The sequence below is a fragment of the Enterococcus sp. DIV0421 genome (assembly GCF_051713745.1).
Taxonomy (GTDB): Bacteria; Bacillota; Bacilli; order Lactobacillales; family Enterococcaceae; genus Enterococcus_D; species Enterococcus_D casseliflavus.
In genome coordinates this window covers 75231-97376 of sequence record NZ_JBIOQM010000003.1, presented here as the reverse complement: position 1 = coordinate 97376, position 22146 = coordinate 75231, and the positions used below count along the sequence as shown (strand labels likewise).

Genomic DNA, 22146 nt, shown 5'->3' with positions numbered 1-22146 from the left:
ACAAGCGGTTAGACAACTAGCCGCTTGTTTTTAGACAATTTCGAATGATCAAGCAAGAGTAAGAGAGTTGGTTATTAGACTACTCACAACATTTTAAAAACCGGAAGGGGGAAAGCTCCTTATCGCTTACTCTTCAGTAACAGGCAGCACAACAATGGTTTGTGCTGCCTGTTTTCCAATAAAAATAAGCAAGGAAAAGAATTTCCTTACTTATTGTGCGGCTAATGCTTTTTGACCTAGTACATCCAATAATTCAACTGAAGCTCTTGCAGCAGAAGTGACGGAAAATTGAATGAGTAAATCAACGATTTTTTCAACGGTAGCTGCTTCGTCTAGCGTAAACTCTTTGTCTGGAAACAATGAAATCAAGCATTCCACTAAAGCATCACGCATAGCATCATGTTCAGCACCATTGTTTCGCTCAATCGCTTTTTTTACAATCTGATTCAGTTCATCTTGTGTCAATGAAATCTGCATGTTACCCCTCCTTTTTTATGCAAATTATAACAAAGAAAAAAAGTTTGTGGAGGTGAATCGGAATATTTTCTTGTTGTATCTGTCATATGGCAGAGGAATCATTTTATAACAATAAAAATGGGGTGAAAAAATGAAGCCTGTTAGTCGAGAAAAACAAAAGGATCGGTCGAAGATCAAAATTCTTCGACAGCTTTGTCAAAAACAGCCAGAATTAATGATTTATGAACTTGCGGAATTAATTGAAGCACCAATTGAAAAAACGTTTATATGGATCAAGCTATATGATTTACCCTATCACTGGAAATGTCAGAGATGGATTAACTATTCGAAAATAATATAACCTCTCGAATGAAAGTGAGGGGATTATTTTAGGGAGGATTAAGTGAGAGAAATGTTTCAAAGTGATCGTATTCTACACCTATCACTGGGATTAGATGTTTTACTAAATTATAACAAAGAAGGAACCAAAATTAAGACGATTCAATTATCAAAAAGTCGTCTTGGCGAGCTGATTCGTAATCAGACTGTAACTCGTACCAGTATTATGAAAATTCAAAAAATAGGACTGATTATCGGATGCAATACGAATATTGTGATTAATGTGGAAGACTTGATTGGGTTTCAAGATAAAACACCAGTTATTCTCAATATTGATAGTGATCAAACAGAACAAACGTATGAAGGAAAAGATATTTTTCAAATGTCACACTTTGAGTTCATTGTGTCAAATGAACAAGATCTGCGACCTTCACAACTTAAGCAACTTTATTATATAAACAAAAAATTTCAGGACTATCTTCAAGAACAAGAGGATGCTAAAAAAGCAAAAAAACGAAAAGCAGCGATTCGAAGAAGTGTGATCGCAAATCAAAAATAATATGATTGGGAGGATTATATGAGTGAGGGAAAAGAGACGGAGTCTCGCATAACAACAAATACAAAGAAGAAAATAGCCATTGCAGTTGCTTTAGGGGTCGTTTTATTTAGCGGGGGCTTAGGCATTCACCTCTTACATTCGCCTGAAAAGAACGAGCCTAAAGAAATAGAATATACTACTATAAGTTCAGAAAAAAGTTTAGAAAATCCATCGATAAGGAATGCTGACAAGGCTACGAAGCGATCGAAAACAAAAGTAGTTGAAAAAAATCAAGTAGATAGGAAAAAAGAAAGTAAGAGTAAGGAAAACAATTCGCAATCGATACTGTTTGACTCGATTTTTTCACGTATAGATGAATCAAATGAGGAACCTAATCAAACGAAAGAAGCATTGACTCAAAAACAGCCATTACTTACTTTACCCGAATTAAAAGAAATCGCTAAAGTAACAGAAGAAAAAGAGAAACAAAAAGAGTTACTAAAAAGCAAACAGAAGGAGAATGCTGAATTGGTTTTGGTAGGAAAAGAGGGGGAAGAAACAGAGAAAGATGAGGGAGTAGAGCCTACACCTTTATCTACACCAACACCTATTCTTGATCCTAGTCTGGAACCAGAGCCAACGCCTATCTTGCCAGTTGAATCAAAACCAAAAATTGTTGTGAGCCAATCCTATTTCGAATTGAACGAAGGCGATTCTTTTGATGTAAGTAACTACTATTCTGTCTTTGATTCTATGGATCAATCACCAAGTGTGTGGATTGAGAATAATACGTTAAGTGTTGGAACCAACACCATGACTATTCATGTGGTAAATAAATTTGGTTATTCAGATACAGAAACAATTACCGTACAAGTAAATGGTAGACCAAAAATTCAATCTGTTTCTAACACCATAGAAGTCTCGATTCACGAATCTATTGACATGGGAAAATACTTTTCAGCCACAGATCCAGAAGATGGGAATCTACAAGAGAAGATTGAATTTTTATCAACCGTCAATACTGGAATCGAAGGAGAATACTTGGTAACGGCAACGGTCAAAGATAGTAGAGGAGTCGAAGCAGAACCTACAACCATTCGATTTTTTGTCAAAAATGAAGCGCCTGTCATTCAAGGTGAGTCTTCCTATACGGTATCAATCGACGAATCATTCTCAATTCTAAACCTGTTATCTGTTACAGATAAAGAAGATGACAGAGATGGTTATCCGATTAACCTGACAGAAGAAAATATTTTAGAGAACGATTTAGATTTAACGAAAGAAGGTATTTACACTATCAAAATCGGAAATGTAGCTGATCGTGATGGCAAAAAGGCAGAAGATAAGGGGATCACGGTGAATGTTGTTAATGAGGCCCCTGTCGTTATGGCAAGCAATCAAACACTTAAAATTGGTGATTCATTTGACCCACAAGCCTTTTTAAATAGTATTTCAGCTTCTGATAAGGAAGACACGAAAAATCAGCTGACACCAACTATATCGGTCGATGAGGAAACCCTGTATTCAATTCGTACAGATATACCAGGTGTATATAAAATCGCAGTAACTGCTATAGACAGTCAAGGAAAAGCAACAACCGTTTTTGCGACTATTACTGTTGTAGAAGATGATTCTGCCACAATCGAATCCCCAGAAACCAAAGAGAATGAGCTGGATATCCCTAGTGTAGAAGCTCAAAGTGATCAAATAGCTCCTGAAGAACCCCTTGCTGAGAAAAAAGAGCATTCTCCGTTATTGCCTACTGAAAATCACATAGATTCTGTGGAAGAAGTGCCTGAAGAATCAGAGGAAACGTCACTAGAAGAAAAGCAAGGGGATAGTGCTGGAGGTTCTGAACTTGAGAGTGGTGATCAAGTAAATGTACAGAATCCAAGTTTGTGAATTTCTCATAGGTAAATGGTGAGAAGGTTCGCTATCATTCTTGTAGTTATTCTCTATCGATGGGAAAGGAGAGATAGTCTTGAATGAAAAAGAACTTGCGATAAAAAGGCTTCTCATTTCAATTTTAGAAGCAATTTTTGAACCTTCAGATGTGTATCAAGGCTTTATTGTTAGAGTGGTTCCAAAAGAGCTAAAAAGAGAAGGACAGTACAAGCATTTTGAACGAACGATTCAATTGAATAATCTGACACGCTCACCGCTTGAACTTTGCTTGACTTGTTTACGGTGTCTTGCCATGCATGTCGATACAGTGAATAGCGAATTCTTTTATGAATCAGAAGGTGTGTACCCGATTTTACAGAAGCTGCTAGAAGCCTCATTAGAATTGGGGATTTTTTCTATTCGAGAAATCGACGAACTAGAACAAAGAGGAAAAATCGATGATATAGTAGCAAATTGCGGAAATTCCGCAGTATGGACATTGAAGTATCCTCTCCTGCCAGTTGCGTATGACGTCTATGTCTCAAATGGCTATGCCATTAAGGGCGATCTTAGAAGATGGTCATATGATTACCAAAAGGAAGGCAAAGTATGGCATAAATCTTTTTCAAGCCAAGAGGAAGCTATACAGGAAAAGGAGAGACTTTGGGAAACAGCTGCTGAAATCAAGGTAGAAGTGGCAACGAAGTTAGAGCGAACTTTTGATTTTGCGTACTATGTAGCTGTAAAACCGGCTCTCGAATTAAATGATCTTTTTCAAGAACATGGCTATGCGTATGAGGCATATGGCGTAAAGAAACACTATGTAAAAAAAGTACCGACAAAGAAATTCTTTCAAGAAAGAGAGTTTTTAATGCTCTATGAAGTGCCGTTTACGATCAAATTACCAAAATAAGGAAGGAGAAGTGGCATGGCTACGAAAAAAGAACGATCGGAAATCAAGAAAAAAACAATAAAACTCATGTCTTTAGAAGGCATTGATTATGAGGAGTGGCTGCATGAACAACATGTAAAGTTCGTGGACGAGCAAGGAGAAAAAATTCTTGATCGATTAATGGACGAAAAACTGCAACAAACGAAAAAAAGTGACGTAGGTCAACCAACACAAACTATCCATGGAGGAGAAGAAAAATGACAAAAAAGAGAACAGGTTATCAATGGTTAGGATTAGCTTTTGTCCTTTGGGCAATGGCCTTTTTATTTTTCACAGTTGATTTGACTGCCTTTGCGGATGTTCAAACGACATTGAAAGATATTGAAACTGGCGCAGGTTCACAATTCAAAGCAATCGCAAATATCGCAATCGGGATCGTTGTCATTCTTTTTGGTGGGGCTCAATTTTTAGGAGCAGAAATCAAGTCATGGGCGAAAAAATTATTGATTGGTGCGATTGTAGGTGCTATCGTAATTGTCAATTTTGACTGGATCAGAGACACTTTCTGGGGCTGGATCGGAGGATAACCAATGGTAGAAGTGGAGATTCTTGACGCACAAATCAAGGGCTTTACACTTCCTCTTGTTCCTGTAGAATGGGAAGTATTTTTGGAGGTAACAGAAGCAATGAATCCTTCAGAAATGCTTTCTTTTCAGCTTCTGGAAGTGGGTGGAGCGCCTTTTTATCAAGGAAAATTTGAAAAACAGTCAAGCCTTGAGTCTTTCGAAGCGGATCTAAAGAAAAAACTAAAACTTTTGGTGAAAAAGAAGGGAATCACAAAAGAGGAAGCGCAACAGATTCTTGAACTGACTGGATTTATTGACAAGAAGCCTTCATTATCCACAAAGCAAAAGGACGAAGTTGCTTTCGCTAAAATCTCTAAATCAAGTAGAAAAGGGAATATTTCATTAAATCAACGGTCAAAGTTTTTGGATAAGACGTTTCTAACGTACATACTTGTTGGAATTGCCCTGTTCTTTTTAATAGGAGCTGGTATTTATTTTTTTAAAGACCGACTTTTTTCAGGAGAAGAGGGGTCAACACCTTCCATTGCTTCGAGTGTTGAAATAATAGAAATTACCTTAGATAACTATATGGAAATCGCAGAAAACGATTCGACTAGACAAGAGGAAGTTGTGAATTTTTTAGTTGAACAAGAAGCATTTGACCAGTTGGAAGCATTTCAAGAAGCTTATCCGACTGAGATTGGTAGGTTTGAAGTAGCATTTGATCAAAAAGATTGGCAGACGGTGATAGAGGCGGATATTTCTACACTAAACAATGCGCGGAAAATGATGATGGCAATCGCATTGATTCAATTAGGTCAATTGGATGAGGCAAGGCTAATTAGTGAAAGCCTGGAAGATCCACGTTTGTTTATGCAGCTAGCTGTTGGATATTTACGGCAGAAAAACGTGGAGGAAGCAAAGAAGATCCAGGACCAATTAAACGATGATCAGTTGGCAGAAATGATTGATACAACGGAGATCTATCTTCAAATGATCACTCACTATGCCAAAGAAAAAGACTCAAAAAACCAAGAATTGTGGGAAAGAAAACTCGGGCAAATTGGTAAGGAATATTTTCCAAAGCAGTAGTGATTTGTTTAAGATATTCTATGATAAAATTGAGGTGATAAGATATCCTACTATTAGGAGGATTTTTATTATTGATAAGTATACTCGTAAAAATAGTTGAATTACTTAAGACTAGTAAAGTCGGTATAGTATTTCTATTTGTTTCAGGTTCTACCATAGCAATAACAGTTACGATTTTTGGTATAGGTAAAATTCTATATCATATCGCTGATAGACCAGTATTATTATTGACAGAAGTAATCTATCTTGTTTATGAATTGTTGGGAGCGTCTTATCCACTTGAATATGATCCATATATTTCATTAATTGTTTCTCTTTTTATTATGTTGATAGGGTATGTGTTTTTAGTCTTAATGACTGAAAAAAAGGAGAAAAACGCTATTTCCTTTTTAAAGAAAGTCATATATATGTTAATTTATCAGAAATGAAACAGTTCTATATTTTTATTTCTTTAACAATAGTGGATTTGAGTCAATATCTTGGACACATTTTAGTAGAGACGGTTACGCCATTTTTTCTTTTGCTAACTCTTCAAACTCCTGAGGGGTTAGATAGTGAATCGAGCTGTGAATTCGATTCCGGTTATAAAATCCTTCAATGTAACTAAATAGTGCTCGATTCGCTTCTTCGAAGTCTGAGTAAGTCGTCGTGTATACTTCTTCTTTTTTCAATGATGCATGGAAGGACTCAATTCCTGCATTATCATAGGGTGTTCCTTTGCGACTATAGGAATGTCTTATTTTATTGTTTTCAAGCCAACTTTCCACTTCGATTGCTGTATATTGACTACCTAAATCGGTGTGTAGAATCATTCCTTCTGGAATGTGGTACCGTTGTTTCGCTTGATTGAGTGTTTGTAACACACAATCGACAGTCATTCGCTTAAAAAATGTATAGCTAATAATCTTTTTCGTGTGTAAATCCATAATTGAAGATAAGTAACACCAACCATTTTTCTTAGTTGGAATGTAGGTGATATCAGCTACCCATTTTTCACAGATAGTTTTAGTAGAAAAGTCCTGATTTAAGATGTTCTCTTTTAAAACAACCGGCTGAACAGACCGTTGAGGTCTGTATTTCTTAACCACAATTGACCTTAGATTTAATTGTTTCATCAATTTTTGAACATGCTTAAGAGATACTGAAATTCCTTCTTTTAGCAACACTTGATGGATTTTTGTTGCACCATATCTCTGTTTATGATCAAAAAAGATCGTTGAAATCTTCTTTTTCAATTGGTTATTTCTGACTTCTGTAGCTGTTAACGATTTATTTTTATAAAAATAGTAGACGCTTCTAGGAATTTCTAATAACCGACACAACAAAGAAACAGTGTAATCCTTACACCATTTTTCAATGAATCGGACAAGTGACTTCAGGTCTTTCGAGAGAATATGGCTGCGGCTTTTTTTAATATTTCAAGTTCCTCTTTCAAACGAGCATTTTCTTTTCTCAAATCAGCCGCTTCTTTTCCGGTTAGTCCTGTGGACGGATCAGGTAAGTATAAATTCTTCCACTTATAAATCGTCGCTTCAGCTAAGCCATATTCTTTCGCCAACCCTCGAACAGAACGTCCAGTTTGATTTAGTTCAACAATCATCTGTTTAAAATTTTCTTCATATCGGGTCATAAAATCCATCCTCTCGTAGATAAGTTTAATTTATTTCTGTCTCTACGAAAAGATGTCTAAGATTTGATACTAACACTATAGGCTTGACGTACTTCTCTTTGTACTACTATTCATTTCCTCTATCTTTTGACCCAGAGAGGATACAAATCTTTTTATGGTTAGGAATAGTTTTGGGAATATTATGGATACTATTGGCTGTGCAACAATATATATTTATCTCTGAATTTTTATTTTGTTATAACAGTTTAGCTGCTATAAGAAACAAACATTTTTGTAATCGACTGTGTAACTCACTAGAGAATGATGGAGAATTCAAATTGTCTGAAGCGGGTGTAAATACTGATTTTAGAGATTGTGTTGAGAAAAATCTTATAAAAATAGTCAATGATGACTCACTATCGAATCTGAAGTCTAATAGTAAAATCTATATTCATTTTATAAAACCATTTGATCAAATTTGTAAAGATAGAGAAAACATCTTATCTGATGGTCTCTTTTTAGATTATTACTTTGAGTAGGGATCAGATAGTAATAAGTTTATATGTAAAAATCTAATATTGATGATTAAAGACAGATGAACAATTTCATTTGTCTTTTTTTGTTTGAAGAATGAACGAGAGAGGAGGTTAATATGGGAAAGAAAAATAAACAGAAAGAAATAAGCAAAGACCACAAAAAGAATTACGAAAAAGAAAAGAAGAATAGCTTGCGCTTTTTAGCCAATCGTAAATTTCTTACTTATTTTTCTGTGATCGCATTTTTGGTGCTAATGACATTAGGAAATTGGCTTTTCCATCAGTGTGTGGCTTTTTTTAGTCAGTCACTCTTTGAGTTCACAGTGAAGCGATCGCATGTTTCGTATGGTCAAACGATATTCTATTACCCAATATTGCGCTATCCCTTTTTCTATTTCTTATTATTTATAGGAATAGTTACTTTCATTGGTTACTTTGATTATAAGCTGTACACATCTTTTCGACCATTGGAAGACGATTTAACACAAGGAACCATGCATTTTACCCCAGAAGAAGATATGGAAAAAGAATATGAGAAAGTTCCTGTTCATATTTTTTCTGAAGATGAAGATTTTTATGATGGAAAGCCAGGGTATCCGGTAGGTCGTAAACCGCAAACGACAGAAGAGAAAGAAAAAGGCATATTTTACTATTATGTAGATACGTCCGATTCGAACTCGGCGACCCTTGCCGGTACAAGGCAAGGGAAAGGCATTTTCTTTGTTGATCCTTTCATAGATATATTAACTAGAGCCCGCTTAATTGCCAATCGGGCTTCTTTTGTCATGACTGCGACCAAAGGAGACGAGCCGAGAAAGTGGTACAAAACACTGAAACGACGAGGATACAACGTTCGAATCTGTAATACTGTAAATCAATATTTCTCAGACCCAATCCCAACTTTAGCCGTCTTCAATAATTATTATCGGCACTACAAACGATTGAAGAAGAAGGCAGACAAAGCGAAACAAGAAGAGGATAAAGCGAGTCGCATGAAGTACAACGTATTGGCAGAACAACAATTAGCCAATGCAGAAAAAGCAATCAACCAAGCTGCATTCCTTTATTTCAAAGAAGTAAATGAAGGAAAAGACGGTGGTTTTTGGACGAAAGCTTGTCGCAACTTGTTTATTTCTACTGGTCTTGCTTTAGCGGATCAAGAGTTTGAACAAAATGAAAAAATGAAGGTGAATCCATACACCATTTATACGGTAGTCAATGACATGATGTCTAAACATATCAAAGAAGGCAGCCATGATTTTTTGAATCAGTTCGCAAAGGATAAAAAAGACCTACAGCGCTTGTTAGCTGAATATGAAGAGAAATCATACTTGGATGTCTTTTTTAGCGAAATGCCAAGAAGTCACCCCGCAAAGCGCTATTTTGATGCAATCAAAGCCTCTGCTCCCGCACAAGTTACCCTGGGAAATATCGTGACTCATTTTGATGGAGATCTCCAACAATTTCTCATGAGTGCTAATGCAAAAATGACTGCTTATGATGATGGATTTGATCTGGAATCAATTGGTTTTGATCGTGAACGTCCGACTGCAGTTTTTGTCGTTTTATCCGACGCAGATTCTTCTAATAATGCGGTAGGGGTCAATTATATTGATCAAATTTATCAAGTGTTACTCAATCGTTGCAATTTAGAAGACGATTCGGCTTGTTACCGAGCAGTTCACTTTATTTACGAAGAAGGCGGAAATCTAGGTGTGGCAATTTCTGATTTAGCTCGCAAGTGGACTTCAGGGGCGAGTCGGAAATTATTTCAGCATTTGGTCTTACAAGATACGGAACAATTAACGTCGTTATACGATGAGCAGACCAAAGAAATCATTTTAGGGAATACAGCGAATCTCGTGTATATCCGGACTGGTTCCAAGACAACCAATGAATATATCTCTGGACGTTTAGGAACCCGCTCAAATTATTCGAAAACACGGCACAAAGATCCAACATCGATCAGCTCTACTGAAACAGAAAGTTCGGAACGAATCGATCTATTAGCTAGTTTTGAATTGGAGAGAATGAGAGCCGGTGAATCTGTCGTTCTTCGAATCAATAAGCATAAAGATTTAAACGGAAATCCAATCTATCAGTATCCCATTCTAAATTCTCAGGAAAATGATTCAAATATGATTCCTTTTTATGAATACCGGAAGTTGGATAAAGTCTCTTGGGAGGAAATACCTGTAAATAACCAATTTGTAGAAATGGAACTAGAAGAGCTGGATTGGTCACTCATGCCACAACAGGAAAAAGCAACTCAACCAGCTGTGATACAAAAAGAGGTGCCACCTATTGAAACGTACAGGAAACCTATTCCTAAAAAGGAGGGGACGCAATTGTCTTTATTGTCACTGGAAGAATTGATCCAGTTAGAAAAAAACAGTGGGAAGGAAGAACGGCGGAAAAAAGAAGAAAAAGCAAAAGTTTTAGAACAGCTATATTCAGTCGAAGAAAGGAAGCAATCGGTTCAAACGTATTACTCAAAGGAACAAGTGGAAGAAATACAGAAAATAATGGCTCGCTTCTTTGTTGGCCAAAAAGAAGTGTTACAAGAACTAAAACAAATACTTGAAAATGGCCAGGTACAGTCTTTATGTACGTTCTTGTTATCGACTAGTGAAGAACGCATGATCAACCGGTATATCCAACAATTTCGAGAATGGAAGGAGGCAGTCTATGAGTGACAAAGAAATTTTAGAAAAGCTACTCGAATTTGCGCCATTCTTGAGTATTCAAAGTATGATCAAAGATATTGGTCGTTCGATACTTTATTGGATCACTAGTGTGTTGATGTGGATTGTTGAAAAAGTAGGTGGGGTACTGACGGAAATGGTTAGTGTCTTAGGCTTTTACAACGCTACGGATATGACTGGAAAAGGGGGAATCCTGGATACTTTTAGTGCGTTTCAAAAATTTGGAATTGGGATCACACTTTTAATTATCGGCGCTGTGCTGTTTCTTGGGAAAACAGAAGAAACAAGAGCGGTTCCGATAAATGCTTTATTGATGGTAGTTATCGTTATGTTACTTCCTTCAATCATGTCAGATGGAATGAAGATCGTCAATTCTACTGTCGATGCAGTTAGCAGCGAACAAGCCGAGTTCGGTTTTGACAGCTTTAAAAAGAATGTGACTGATGTTTATGTTTTAGCAGACAATGGTTGGACTACAACGGAACCAAAAAATAAAAATTACTTAGAAGACCGCGATTTTTTTGATATTAATGAGAAAATCACCGATGCTGAAGAGATTGATAATGGCGAACCATTATTGTATGAAGTGGTAAATAGCAAATCCGGTAGTGGGAAAGAGCTTCAAAAGTTTGATTCTGATGGAGGAGGAATCACTGATTGGCTTATGAAGAAATTATTTGTGAAGGGATACTATCGGTGGTCTGTAAACTGGTTACCATTGATCGCCACTCTGGCATGTCTTGCATTTTCTTTAGTCATTTCTTTGGTTCGGTGTGGAAGGTTAGGAATTGAACTTGGCTTTAATTATATTTGGGCGAATATTGTTGCTTACTTCAGTATTCGAAACATTAAATTCCTCAAAACTGCTGTTTTGGAGCTTTTTTCAGGATTTGTCCTGATCCTTTCTATTTTCGGCATGTATGCAGTGTTTATTGCTTATAATTCCTGGTTGGGGATACAACAGTTATCCGTATTAGCGCAGATATTTGGGATTATCGGTGGTGCATGGTTTATCTATGATGGTCCTTCGATTATCCAAAAAACACTCGGTATTGATGCTGGACTATCTACAGCTGGAAGTTTCATTATGGGGATTGGTGCATTGAAAGCCGTGAAGAAAGCAGGTGAAATGACTGGTAAAACAGTTAATGGTGCCGCAAACACGGCCGGTTTTGTGAAAGGATTATCTGAAGGAATGCCTTCAAAAGAGGAACCAAAAAATGATGAAAAAGCTGGTCTAAATTCCAAAATGGCGAAGAATACCAACGAGGATCTTCCGGAAGAAGAAAACAAGAATGGCAGTAACAACCAACAACCGGATGTGCAAAATCAAGAAGATTCGAATGAAAATTCCGAAGAACTCGATCAACCTCAAGAGAATGAGCCAGGTACAAGTGAAGCAGAAACAGAGCAAGAAACAAACGAAGATCAATTATCACAAACGCCGGAAAATCAATCAGTTGAACTTCAAGAAGAGCCAGAAGCTCGTATTGAAGAAAATCTTGAACTGTCTGAAAATGATACGAACTTGGAACAAACTGAGCCGTATGCGAATGATTACGAAAATAATATGGAGGATGATCACAATAACAATAGTATAGATGACTTTGAAGGGGAATCCAGCGGTTCACCACATGTTGAAGAACAAACACCACTAACAGATCAACCAGAAAGCAACAATGATCAATCAAATCTATCGACAACTGATAATGAAGTGCCAATTAATGAGTCAACTGCGACCAGTTTAAATTCAGGTGATGTTGAATCTAAAAAGATAGGGAATGAGAAGGATTCAGCTGTGAAAAATAATTCTATGACTAAGAATATCCACGGAAACCATGTGGAAAATAAAAAGCCGGAAAATGATAAAGATGAAGAATTACCGAATCCATTTGTTAAAAAAGTGAATCAAATGATCCATACGCCAAATTACCAAAAGAATACGAAAAATAAGGTCGGGAACATGGTTGATGGGTACAATCGCAACAAAGAATTTGGCCAGGAAGTCAATGAATGGTTAAATCAACGCAGAAATAAACGAGAAGAGGAACATCCTGAATCAGTTGCCCCTTATCTAGAAAGAAAAAGAGCTAAAAATAAGAATAAATCGGGGTAGGTGAAAACAGTATGCACGATATTCAAAACGAGATATTTACGGAAACGAAATTTTGGGGCGCTATTTTATTAAAAGATAGCGTAGCAGGTTTTTTAATCTTTAATCTTGCGAGAAATGTCCAGGATGCGACTTATGGCCCATTACAAGGCGTTTCTTTTTGGTTTGTCATTTTGATGGGCTTTTTTTGGTTATGTCCGAGTGTGAGTAATGCGAAACTGAGGAATTACCAACGACTATTTATTACTTTAACAAATAATCGATCGACCTACCATGCGATCGATCGAATGGATTTTGAGGTACAAGAACGAATCGACATGGTTATGGGAACTGTAGAAGAAATGGAAAAAGAAGACGAAATGCTTTCCTTAGAAGAACTTGAAACTGAGCGGTTGGATAACGTGTAATTTAGGGAAGTGTTTGTGGTATAATAACAGAACAGTAAAGTTTGTGACGGTGGCTATCTTTTGGAAGGTGGTGGTGCTTATGGAAGTAAGTGTTCACTCTTTAGAAAGGAGAAGCCTTTTGTCTGTAGCTGAAGCATTAGGATTAATGATTAGTTTCGGTTCTTTAATCGCAACAATCATTTTCGGTATCCTAACTGCAGTGAAAAATGACAAGAAAAAATAACCGTCTACTTTAGCGAGTCAGCGGTTATTTTTTAGATATAACTAATGTCGCCACCGTCTTAAGCGGTGCTGTAGGGGAGTTGTTCACGCAACTCCTTTTTACATAGTTATCATACCATAATCTAGCTTTTCATTCAAATCATGGTGATTTATAGACGTTTCATTGACTACTTGTTGATGAAGCGTCTTTTTTTACAAAATAGAGGCACAAATGAAGGAAAGGATTCATTCAAAAACGTTACGAAAGGAATTTGATGAACATGAAACGACCATCTTATTTTTGATTTGTATCGAAGAATCAAAAATAAGATGGTCGTACGGATAAATGAATGGGGTGTATTAATTGAGTGAAAGTATAAAAAGTTTGGTTCAGTCAAAAGGTTTCTGGAAAATTCAATTTTTAAATGCTTTATGGTTGGAAAGATATTATTTCCGTGCTTGTTATAAAGTAATCGCTAGTATGGTTTTGATTAGTTTTTTCTTTGAAGGAGTGGCGTTGACGTCGAATCAGAAACATTTGTTTCTTGAACTAGTTTTCAATTTGTTTTTTATGATGATGGGTCTGATGCTTATTTTTAAAAGTATTGAATTTATCACAAAACGTACGACTGACATTAAAAGTTTTATAGTAGTGGTACTAAGATTTTCTATTTTCATGATGATTTTTGTACAAATCAGTGGATTGGAGGTTGAAACTTATGATTCTATGTTACAAGCATTTCAACAAAATAATTTTGATTACTTGATCGATCACTATGGTCGATATATTTGCTTTGCGTGTTTGTATTTAGTTTCATATAAGTTTTATTATGAACGCCTCTTTGTGAGTGCTATAGATGTCAATTCGTTTAAGGGGAATCACTTATCTTGGAATGCTCGTGACTGGCTAGTTTGTTTTGTTTCTCCTAACTATATAAGATTAGAAAAAGAGGGAAGGATGGAAGTACAGTTTTGTTTGGATTATTCTTGGATTCGAGTGAATCATTCTCACTCTTTAGAAACTATTGAACAGTGTGGACCAGAAAAATGAGGAGATGAAGAACCCATTTATGGTATAATAACAGAGCAGTAAAGTTTAATGACGGTGGCTATCTTTTGGAAGGTGGTGGTGCTTATGGAAGTAAGTGCTCACTCTTTAGAAAGGAGAAGCCTTTTGTCTGTAGCTGAAGCATTAGGATTAATGATTAGTTTCGGTTCTTTAATCGCAACAATCATTTTTGGTATCCTAACTGCAGTGAAAAATGACAAAAAGAAATAGCCGTCACTTTAGCGAGCCGACTAGCTATTTCTTTTTGATATAGTTATACTCGCCACCGTTCTTTAAGCGGTGCTGTAGGGGAGTTGTTAGCGCAACTCCTCTTTACATAGTCATAGTAACACAATTGTCCCTATGATTCAAATAGATAAGATAGTAGGCGTTTCATTGACTGATAGTTGATGGAACGCCTTTTTTTGTAACTAATGGAGGTGCTAAGGAAGAAAATGATTGATTCAGAAGCGTTATTAAAAGAATTAGGCAAACAAGAAACAACCTCTAAAGTAGTGAAAGATCCCTTACTTGAGGAAAAACCGAAGAAAGTCCGTCGATTAAAACAAGAAAAAACTGTTTTATCCCTGATTCCCTACCGGAGAATCATATCAGAGGATTGTTTTGCGATGGAAAAAGAAGTCACAAATTTTTACCGAATCGAAGATGCTTCCGCACGTGATGGAAGTGAACAACAGCGTCAAGAGGCGTTGCACGATTACCTGGTATTCTTGCGTACCATTCACAAGAATCTTAAATTGATCTTCACCAGCTTTCCGGTCGATATGTCGGAAAACATTGATTATGCACGTAGGCGCTTTAAGATGCGAAAAGGAAATAAAAATGTACAAGCAGAACAGGCAATCACCCTTAGTCAGTTGGAATATTTAGATAATAATAAGCCAATCAACACGGTTTACTTACAAATATTCGCTACAGATAAAGACGAATTAAAAGATGTTGAACGAGAAATCATGAGTGTTTCTACGGCGAATTTCCGACCTGTCAAAATGTCATTAACTCAAAAAATCAAGTTGCTTGTACGCTTGTATAATCCTTTATCAACGATTCCAATTGGCATTCCTTACCAGGATACAGATGAAACGGGAAGAAGACCGGATGTTCAAAAAATCGTTGATAAAAAAGGATACGATCCACTATTTATCGGTCAAATTCAACCACTTGGGGGATTAAGACCATACTCTCCAACGGAATTACAAATCGGTAATGGGTTCATTCGTGTATTGAATCTACTCGTTTATCGGCCGAAAAATAATCCGAACTTTTGGGGGCAACACATTTTTAATATGAAAAACGCAGTTACGACATTAGATATGCGATCGATCGACGTGACGAATCCTTTGGTAGAGAAAAATCTGAATAATTCCTTAGAAGAATACGAAGATCAAGTCGTCACGTCAAAATCCAGAATATCGAAGAAAAAGGCGAAGAACGAATACTACAAATTAGATCAAACGGTTGAACAGATTCTTGAAGGACAAGAGGTGCTAAAAGAAATTCATGTCCGATATATCCTCAGTGCAGAATCAATAGAGAAACTGAATGAAAAGGAAAAAGAAGTGCATAGGCAATTAGGGAAACGCCAATTTCAGGCGTCTTGCTTCTTAGACGAACAAGAACGCCAATTTAAAGCTTCCTTTGTTTCATTTGCGCAAGGTAGAAAACTCATTCGAAGAAAAGGCAAAGAGATCAAAGGGTCTGCGCTTGCCGGCAGTTATCCGTTCCATTTCACGAATCATATCGATCCAGACGCTCCTTATTCTGGTTATCCGCTTTATGGATCCGGAATTATTTGTCTTTCACCTACCCATAAGGATCATCAGAGAAAATCCTATAGCATGATGATCATTGGGAGTCAGGGGTTTGGGAAAACGACGGTTTCCAAGAAACTAGCGAAACAATTTGTGGAATATGGCAATAATCATTTTGGTTTTTATATGTCTGATGAAACCAAGCGTTTGACGGAATACCTGGGGGGAATCCATTTAGATGGCGCAGAAGCGCGGTTAAATCCTTGTCAGATTTACGCTTCAGATGTGGACGCAAAAACAAAGAAAACGAAAGAACAACAGTCCTATTTGACCAATCTAACGAAAATGCGCTTGATTTTTGCCTTGAACAACGAAATAAAGAGTGATGATCCAGTGATGGTGGAGGCGAAAAAGTTATTTCCCAAAGCCTATGCCAAGTATATGGAAGATCACAACCTTGATTTATCAAAAATTACTCAATATGATCCCGAACAGTATCCAATCTATTCGGATATTTTAGCTTTTGCGAAGAAAGAACAAGCAAGTGAAGTGGAAGAATTCCGAAAAAAAAGCTTGTATCAATTGGTATCGCAACTGGAATCTTTTATTGATAACGCAGGAAATATCTTTAATCAACGATCAGAATTTGATTTTAGTTACCGGCAGTTAGTGACGTTTGATATGCAAAACTTGATCAAATCGGATCGAGCCACTTACAATGCGCAGTATTACAACCTCTATACTGCCGCTTTCAGTGAAGCGGTACGTGTAGGACAGCGAGAAAAGTATCTCTTTGACCGGAAACAAAAACGAGTAGATGAGTTGATCTACACGAATATTACTTCTGATGAGTTCCATAATCCAATTCGAACGGAAAATTTGACGCTATTAAATGAATTAGACCGCTATAACCGTGAAGCGCGTAAATTATTGATTGGGCAAACATTTATCTTGCATGATATTGCGGATGCTTTTCCGGATTATACGGACGGAAAGATGGGGGAAATCTCTAAAGCGGTGATGAATCTGTTCAAATTGACTACTTATCGGTTTTTATTGCAACAAGATAGTTCTTCAGAAGAATTAATGAAAAAAGTCTTTGGGAAGCAATTAAGCAATTATGAATTAGCAGAGATTTTTAGGTTCGAAGAACGGGATATTCTGTTAAATATTAAGGGATCTACGAATATTAAGTTTCGCTACGACCTAACCGAACATGAGAAAGCAATCTTTGATGGAGGTCTATAATGAAGAACAAAAATGAGAAGAAAGCACTGAAGAAAGAGAAGCGAGCTAGACATTGGCAGAAGACGAAAAAGCTGACAAGACGGATCATCATTGGTAAACCAGGCGAAAAGATCCAAACAACGAAGACAAAGACCCTGTATCTCATTGTGGTCTTTGTCTTTTTTCTTTATCTGTTATTGCAGCTGTTCGTTTAAGTAGGATTGGAGTGATCTAAGTGAGCCAAATAAAAGTTTTTACGGAAAAGCAATTGAATTATGCACGTAAGACTAATATGCTCTCTTATATGCTTGAACGAGGAGAACCGTTTAGGCAAGTGTCCTCAAAATTCGTCGAACATAGGGAACATGATAGTTTACGAGCCAATATAAAGACCGGTGTACTTAACTGGTATTCACAAAATCTAACGTCTTGGAATAATGCCATTGAATTCTCAATGGCTTTTTTTAATGAATCCTTTGAAACAACTGTAGAAGATCTTTTACAGTTTCAACGGACACAGCGTGTAATGGCTCGGTCGACAAATCGATCGGTCACCAATAAAAACGTCTTAGAAAACAAACTAGAGCCATTTACGCTTACCCATTTATCAACTATAGGAAATTATGATACGAATGTGCTTAGCCAAAAAGGCCGTGAGTATTTACGGTCCCGTTACCTGTCGGATGAAACAATCGGCTATTTAGAAAAGTTAAATCTCGTTTCTACTGATAACAAAAATAACCTATTATTCAAGCATATTGATATAGGAATCGGAAAAACTGGAAACATTGTAGGGTGTGATATACAAGGAACGTATGCACGGTCTCTTGATAAACGAGTTTCACTCAATGATAAAGGAAAATTGAAATTAGACCGTAAATATTTTAAAGGCATGGGCGAAAACTCCATGAGCAAGCGTGGCTTTTTGTTTGGCGTGAACGTAGCCTATAGCGTTCCGTTGACTTTATTCGTGACAGAAGGTCCCATCGAATCCGCTTCATTGATGGAATTACAAAAAGAATCTTTGCCTATCAATACTTGGTTTTTATCTCTTTCTGGTTTGAAAGAAGATACATTTTGGGAAGTAAAAGCTCTATTACAAGAGCTGACTAAAGCACCAAAAGTAGAAAGTATTCTTGCCGTAAATAACGATGAAAAAGGCCAAGAATTTGTTCAAAATGTTCACGAAACCTATCAAGACGAAAAAGAGTACCAGTTCGCCCACACACTCAAATTACTTCTTCCTGAATTGGAAAATGGGGATTGGAATGAACAATTAGAGCTTTTCAAAACTGGTGTCTTAAATAGTCGTTCTGAAAAGTTAAAAGAAAAACGAGAAGCAGAAAAACTGGTTCAGTCGATGCAGCTATCGTACACGGAAAGGGTTTAATCATGAGAGGACTAAAGATCAAACTCCTAGTGGTTGTGCTTCTTTCTGTGTTTACTTTCTCAGCAGTAGCGATGGTTATAGAAGAAACACAAAACATGTTAGCTGGAATTTTAGGTATCGAACAGACGAGTCAGACCGTTGAAATCAGCGGAAATAAGGCACTCTCAGCGGAGGTCTTAGCGTTAAAATCAATCGTTGAAAAAGAAGCGCAAGCAGCCGAAATTCCCTCGGAAGTGCCCTTTCTACTTGCGATCATGATGGTGGAATCAGGCGGTAGGGGGAGTGATCCGATGCAATCAAGTGAATCAGGAGGACTGCCGCCAAATAGTATTTCAAGTGTTGAATGGTCGATTCGTCAAGGAGTAAAGCACTATAAGACCACCTTGGAATTGGCGAAAAGATATGGACTTGAAAATGATAAGAAAGCAATCGTTCAAGCGTATAATTTTGGATCTAGTTACGTTTCTTGGTTAGGCAATAGTAAGAAAAAACATTCTGTTGATGAAGCGGAAACCTATTCAAGGACGGTGGTCGCACCAAGCCAACGTGCCAATGGGTATCCCAATGCCGGTCAAAAGTATTCATACGTCAATGAAGTATCAAAAGCAGATGGGCGAACGTATCTTTATCGGGATTCAGGGAACTTCTTTTATGCGGAACTTGTTTACCAGTACATTGATAATACAGAAAGCAGGCAATCTTCGAATGGTACCTATGTTTTGCCAGTGGATAATCCAGTGATTTCGAGTGGATTTGGTTGGCGATCGGATCCTTTTGGAGGCGGAACAGCCTTTCACAGAGGGCTGGATTTTGCGAATCCTTTTGGTTCAAATATCAAAGCGATTGCGGCTGGAAAAGTAATCACAGCCGGTCCACATTATAGTTGGGGGAACCATATAGTTATCCAACATGAGAATGGTCAAGTGAGCCTTTATGCGCATTTAAACAAAATTTTGGCAACAGTTGGACAGACTGTCAAACAAGGGCAAACAATCGGACAGCTTGGTAGTACAGGCAACTCAACTGGACCGCATTTACATTTGGAAATTGCAAAATCAAGTGATTTATCGCAGTCAAATTTGATCGATCCGGCCGTAGCTTTGGGATTGAAATAACAGGAGAGGAAGTGTATGAATGGAACGAAAAAAGAGTGTTATTTTGGTTATTTTAGTAAGCGTAATGAGTTTTATTGCAGGTAGTTTGATTGCATTACATTATCTTCAACCGGCTTTAAAAGATAAAGCAAATCAAGCGTTAGTATCTGAACAAAAAGCAAATCAGGAAACGATAAATTCTTATGAAAAAGAAAATAAATTGTTGCAAGAAGAACTTGATTCACAGGAAGTGAATCTTCCGAAAGACACACGATCGGAAGTAGAATTCAAGAATATTGAGAAAGTAGCTAAGGCTTTTACAGATGGTTTCTATACAAATAATTCAGATAATATTCAAGAGAAAATAGATCAGATTCAAGAGTATCTTACGCCAAAAGCCAAAGGGAAAATCGTTCCCTATTGGGTAGAAAGTAACGACAAACTGACGGTTGAACAAAGCAAAATCAGTGAAAAATATTACGTAAATTTAGAAAATGTATTAGGCGAAGCAACTGTGACGGGCTTCTTATATGTGTCGACAAGTTATGAAGGAGACAAGCCCTTTACCGTTCGTTACCTGATACAAATGGATCTGAAAAAGAATGAAAATAATGTCTGGCAAGTGAATGAACTCCGAGAAACAGTCACCACGAATGATGTGCCGGAACGATTCTATGACTAGAGGAGGACGGCACAAATGAAGAAAATGAACGAACTGATTGAACGGATTGAAACCTTCAGAGAGGACTTCCAAAAAGGGCACTTTCAGAAGTCAAAAGTGAAACAAAAACGTGCGAAATTGTCACCCATTATTTATCGAGGAATGTTTCTACTTACGATCGTAGGAACTCTTTTTTTCTTCAGTTCACGTCTTCTTTTTGAAGACGATCGTCCAATTATAGATAGTGGTATCGGAGGAAAAAGCAGCCAAACTATCGGCAATGATACAGTTCAAATCTATCAACGGACGTATAATCCGAAAACAAATTACATGGAAGTGATTTTCTTAACAAGTCGAAATGAGACGAGTGTGAATCGAGCGTATCAAGCATTTGTTGGGTCTGTGAAAGAAGGCAATAAAGGGACTGCTTTAGCGTCCAAATTAGAACCCCTGTATGACAATTATTATCTTTTAACTATTCCAGAAGTTCCTCAAAAGTGGACAACACTTTTGATCGATTTTGGTTATTCAGAAAAAGAGATCAATGTGAATCCTACCTACAATCAAGAAGGAGAAATGGTGTTTGAAGATACGGAAGAAGTGAACCAAACAGTTTTTTACATTGATTATCGCAAAGTGAAAAATAGTTCTCAACTTAAGAAGAAAAAGTTGAATGATTATGTGATCGAGTTGACCGAAAAAGACATTGAAAAGGCAATCGAAGAGCGGAAAAACTTGCAGGATAGTATTCAAAAAATTGAGATAGAAATCGAGAAAACGAAATCAAAAATCTTAGAAAATGAAACGTCAATGGAGTATCTTACGGCAGGGGAAAAAGAAGAGATAGAGAACGCAAATAAGCAGTTAAGTAGTCAAATTGATAGCTATTCCAACGCAATTGAAGAAGCGCAAAAACAAATTGAGGTGATCGAAGAACGTCGTCAAAAATTGATCGATCGAAACCAGTCTGCGCAAGTGGAAACTAAGAATAAATAACAAAAAAGCATGGGGCGAAAATAGGGCGATGATAGGGCGAAAATGGGGCGAATGGGGCGACAACAGGGCGAAAAAAAGAAAAAAATTCGGAGAAAAATGAAAAATCAGGGCGAAAATAGGGCGAATTCAGGGTGACAACAGGGCGAAAACAGGGTGAAAATGGGGCGAAAAAGTGCAAAAGTGCATTGCACAGAAAAGCCTTGCACTGCAAGGCATTACACCTTGTGTGTAATCCATTTTCCCTTATGCTCTTACACTAGACAGAGGCGAATAAGCTAATGTTAAGACCTAGAGGGGAAAATCGGGCCTCAGCTGGGTATAAAAAAACAAGGGGGAGACAATGATGAGCCGAACAAAACCATTACAAATTCGTGATGTAGATGAAGAAATCCATCAAAGATTAGTTAAAATAGCAAAGAAAAAAGGATACAAAAGTCGTGATGAGATGTTGCGAGAAGTGTTAACGCAACTTGCTTATGATGAGTTCCAGTTGGATAGTGAAATCCGGTATCGACAATTCATAGAAAAGCAAAAACAATTCATGGAATGGTTAGCTATAACTGTCGTTGAAAAATCCTATTCGGAAATAGAAAAAGAGCCGTTCACAGAATAAAGATAGG

Annotated in this window: 23 protein-coding genes; 21 read left to right on the top strand and 2 right to left on the bottom strand. The window is 37.1% G+C overall.

The window, feature by feature from the left end:
* Positions 1 to 210: 210 nt before the first annotated feature.
* Positions 211 to 477 carry a hypothetical protein gene (locus IGI96_RS18460; protein ID WP_438785244.1) on the bottom strand — a complete coding sequence of 89 codons (267 nt, stop codon included), beginning with the start codon at positions 475 to 477 and terminating at the stop codon, positions 211 to 213.
* Positions 478 to 859: 382 nt separating this feature from the next.
* Between IGI96_RS18460 and IGI96_RS18455 the strand changes: the two genes are divergently transcribed.
* The 7 genes from IGI96_RS18455 (at position 860) to IGI96_RS18425 (ending at position 6195) form a co-directional block, all read left to right on the top strand.
* A complete protein-coding gene (locus IGI96_RS18455) occupies positions 860 to 1354 on the top strand; it encodes a hypothetical protein (RefSeq protein ID WP_438785538.1) in 495 nt (164 codons plus the stop codon).
* Positions 1355 to 1372: 18 nt separating this feature from the next.
* The gene (locus IGI96_RS18450; RefSeq protein WP_438785537.1) at positions 1373 to 3235 is read left to right on the top strand and encodes a hypothetical protein; all 1863 of its coding nucleotides are present in this window, start codon (positions 1373 to 1375) and stop codon (positions 3233 to 3235) included.
* Positions 3236 to 3314: 79 nt separating this feature from the next.
* Positions 3315 to 4130, top strand: a complete 816-nt coding sequence (locus IGI96_RS18445) for a hypothetical protein (protein WP_438785536.1) — start codon at positions 3315 to 3317, stop codon at positions 4128 to 4130.
* A 15-nt stretch (positions 4131 to 4145) separates the two neighbouring features.
* Positions 4146 to 4370 carry a hypothetical protein gene (locus IGI96_RS18440; protein WP_438785535.1) on the top strand — a complete coding sequence of 75 codons (225 nt, stop codon included), beginning with the start codon at positions 4146 to 4148 and terminating at the stop codon, positions 4368 to 4370.
* Positions 4367 to 4696: a hypothetical protein gene (locus tag IGI96_RS18435; protein WP_077454684.1), complete on the top strand. Its 330-nt coding sequence runs from the start codon at positions 4367 to 4369 to the stop codon at positions 4694 to 4696. Before IGI96_RS18440 ends, IGI96_RS18435 begins: the two co-directional genes overlap by 4 nt.
* A gap of 3 nt (positions 4697 to 4699) precedes the next feature.
* On the top strand, positions 4700 to 5767 hold the full coding sequence (locus IGI96_RS18430; RefSeq protein ID WP_438785534.1) for a hypothetical protein: 1068 nt from the start codon (positions 4700 to 4702) through the stop codon (positions 5765 to 5767).
* Between the two features lie 71 nt (positions 5768 to 5838).
* Entirely contained in the window at positions 5839 to 6195 is a 357-nt protein-coding gene (locus IGI96_RS18425) for a hypothetical protein (protein ID WP_438785533.1), read from the top strand.
* 75 nt (positions 6196 to 6270) lie between these two features.
* Here IGI96_RS18425 and IGI96_RS18420 read toward each other — a convergent pair.
* Positions 6271 to 7397, bottom strand: a protein-coding gene (locus IGI96_RS18420) for an IS3 family transposase (protein ID WP_438785358.1) whose coding sequence is annotated in 2 segments (ribosomal slippage) — positions 6271 to 7169 and positions 7169 to 7397 — 1128 coding nt in all. Because the reading frame shifts where the segments join, the coding sequence is not laid out codon by codon here.
* Between the two features lie 317 nt (positions 7398 to 7714).
* On the opposite strand from IGI96_RS18420, the gene IGI96_RS18415 reads away from it, so the two are divergent.
* From IGI96_RS18415 to IGI96_RS18350, 14 genes are all read left to right on the top strand, one after another.
* Complete coding sequence (locus tag IGI96_RS18415; protein ID WP_438785532.1) at positions 7715 to 7915, top strand: hypothetical protein; 201 nt, start codon at positions 7715 to 7717, stop codon at positions 7913 to 7915.
* Positions 7916 to 8028: 113 nt separating this feature from the next.
* Positions 8029 to 10608 (top strand): type IV secretory system conjugative DNA transfer family protein, encoded by a 2580-nt coding sequence (locus IGI96_RS18410; protein WP_438785531.1) that lies wholly within the window; start codon positions 8029 to 8031, stop codon positions 10606 to 10608.
* The gene (locus IGI96_RS18405) at positions 10601 to 12733 is read left to right on the top strand and encodes a pLS20_p028 family conjugation system transmembrane protein (protein ID WP_438785530.1); all 2133 of its coding nucleotides are present in this window, start codon (positions 10601 to 10603) and stop codon (positions 12731 to 12733) included. Before IGI96_RS18410 ends, IGI96_RS18405 begins: the two co-directional genes overlap by 8 nt.
* An 11-nt stretch (positions 12734 to 12744) precedes the next feature.
* Positions 12745 to 13137 (top strand): DUF5592 family protein, encoded by a 393-nt coding sequence (locus IGI96_RS18400; RefSeq protein ID WP_085811484.1) that lies wholly within the window; start codon positions 12745 to 12747, stop codon positions 13135 to 13137.
* Between the two features lie 79 nt (positions 13138 to 13216).
* Complete coding sequence (locus tag IGI96_RS18395) at positions 13217 to 13360, top strand: putative holin-like toxin (protein WP_220482000.1); 144 nt, start codon at positions 13217 to 13219, stop codon at positions 13358 to 13360.
* 342 nt (positions 13361 to 13702) lie between these two features.
* Complete coding sequence (locus IGI96_RS18390) at positions 13703 to 14389, top strand: hypothetical protein (protein WP_438785529.1); 687 nt, start codon at positions 13703 to 13705, stop codon at positions 14387 to 14389.
* A gap of 84 nt (positions 14390 to 14473) precedes the next feature.
* Positions 14474 to 14617: a putative holin-like toxin gene (locus IGI96_RS18385; RefSeq protein WP_257601721.1), complete on the top strand. Its 144-nt coding sequence runs from the start codon at positions 14474 to 14476 to the stop codon at positions 14615 to 14617.
* Positions 14618 to 14841: 224 nt separating this feature from the next.
* Entirely contained in the window at positions 14842 to 17406 is a 2565-nt protein-coding gene (locus IGI96_RS18380; protein ID WP_438785528.1) for a trse protein, read from the top strand.
* Positions 17406 to 17600, top strand: coding sequence for a hypothetical protein (locus IGI96_RS18375; RefSeq protein WP_438785527.1), 195 nt, complete (start codon positions 17406 to 17408; stop codon positions 17598 to 17600). Before IGI96_RS18380 ends, IGI96_RS18375 begins: the two co-directional genes overlap by 1 nt.
* A 20-nt stretch (positions 17601 to 17620) precedes the next feature.
* Positions 17621 to 18775 carry a toprim domain-containing protein gene (locus IGI96_RS18370; RefSeq protein WP_438785526.1) on the top strand — a complete coding sequence of 385 codons (1155 nt, stop codon included), beginning with the start codon at positions 17621 to 17623 and terminating at the stop codon, positions 18773 to 18775.
* Positions 18776 to 18777: 2 nt separating this feature from the next.
* Entirely contained in the window at positions 18778 to 19890 is a 1113-nt protein-coding gene (locus IGI96_RS18365) for a lysozyme family protein (protein WP_438785525.1), read from the top strand.
* Between the two features lie 19 nt (positions 19891 to 19909).
* Positions 19910 to 20551 (top strand): hypothetical protein, encoded by a 642-nt coding sequence (locus IGI96_RS18360; protein WP_438785524.1) that lies wholly within the window; start codon positions 19910 to 19912, stop codon positions 20549 to 20551.
* A gap of 15 nt (positions 20552 to 20566) precedes the next feature.
* On the top strand, positions 20567 to 21526 hold the full coding sequence (locus tag IGI96_RS18355; RefSeq protein WP_438785523.1) for a hypothetical protein: 960 nt from the start codon (positions 20567 to 20569) through the stop codon (positions 21524 to 21526).
* 343 nt (positions 21527 to 21869) lie between these two features.
* Positions 21870 to 22139: a hypothetical protein gene (locus IGI96_RS18350; protein ID WP_438785522.1), complete on the top strand. Its 270-nt coding sequence runs from the start codon at positions 21870 to 21872 to the stop codon at positions 22137 to 22139.
* The last annotated feature ends 7 nt before the right edge of the window (positions 22140 to 22146 follow it).

Coding starts and splice junctions, on each gene's coding strand:
- IGI96_RS18460 (WP_438785244.1), bottom strand. CDS start 477: ATGCAGATTTCATTGACACAAGATGAACTGAATCAGATTGTAAAAAAA.
- IGI96_RS18450 (WP_438785537.1), top strand. CDS start 1,373: ATGAGTGAGGGAAAAGAGACGGAGTCTCGCATAACAACAAATACAAAG.
- IGI96_RS18440 (WP_438785535.1), top strand. CDS start 4,146: ATGGCTACGAAAAAAGAACGATCGGAAATCAAGAAAAAAACAATAAAA.
- IGI96_RS18435 (WP_077454684.1), top strand. CDS start 4,367: ATGACAAAAAAGAGAACAGGTTATCAATGGTTAGGATTAGCTTTTGTC.
- IGI96_RS18430 (WP_438785534.1), top strand. CDS start 4,700: ATGGTAGAAGTGGAGATTCTTGACGCACAAATCAAGGGCTTTACACTT.
- IGI96_RS18410 (WP_438785531.1), top strand. CDS start 8,029: ATGGGAAAGAAAAATAAACAGAAAGAAATAAGCAAAGACCACAAAAAG.
- IGI96_RS18405 (WP_438785530.1), top strand. CDS start 10,601: ATGAGTGACAAAGAAATTTTAGAAAAGCTACTCGAATTTGCGCCATTC.
- IGI96_RS18400 (WP_085811484.1), top strand. CDS start 12,745: ATGCACGATATTCAAAACGAGATATTTACGGAAACGAAATTTTGGGGC.
- IGI96_RS18395 (WP_220482000.1), top strand. CDS start 13,217: ATGGAAGTAAGTGTTCACTCTTTAGAAAGGAGAAGCCTTTTGTCTGTA.
- IGI96_RS18385 (WP_257601721.1), top strand. CDS start 14,474: ATGGAAGTAAGTGCTCACTCTTTAGAAAGGAGAAGCCTTTTGTCTGTA.
- IGI96_RS18380 (WP_438785528.1), top strand. CDS start 14,842: ATGATTGATTCAGAAGCGTTATTAAAAGAATTAGGCAAACAAGAAACA.
- IGI96_RS18375 (WP_438785527.1), top strand. CDS start 17,406: ATGAAGAACAAAAATGAGAAGAAAGCACTGAAGAAAGAGAAGCGAGCT.
- IGI96_RS18365 (WP_438785525.1), top strand. CDS start 18,778: ATGAGAGGACTAAAGATCAAACTCCTAGTGGTTGTGCTTCTTTCTGTG.
- IGI96_RS18360 (WP_438785524.1), top strand. CDS start 19,910: ATGGAACGAAAAAAGAGTGTTATTTTGGTTATTTTAGTAAGCGTAATG.
- IGI96_RS18355 (WP_438785523.1), top strand. CDS start 20,567: ATGAAGAAAATGAACGAACTGATTGAACGGATTGAAACCTTCAGAGAG.
- IGI96_RS18350 (WP_438785522.1), top strand. CDS start 21,870: ATGAGCCGAACAAAACCATTACAAATTCGTGATGTAGATGAAGAAATC.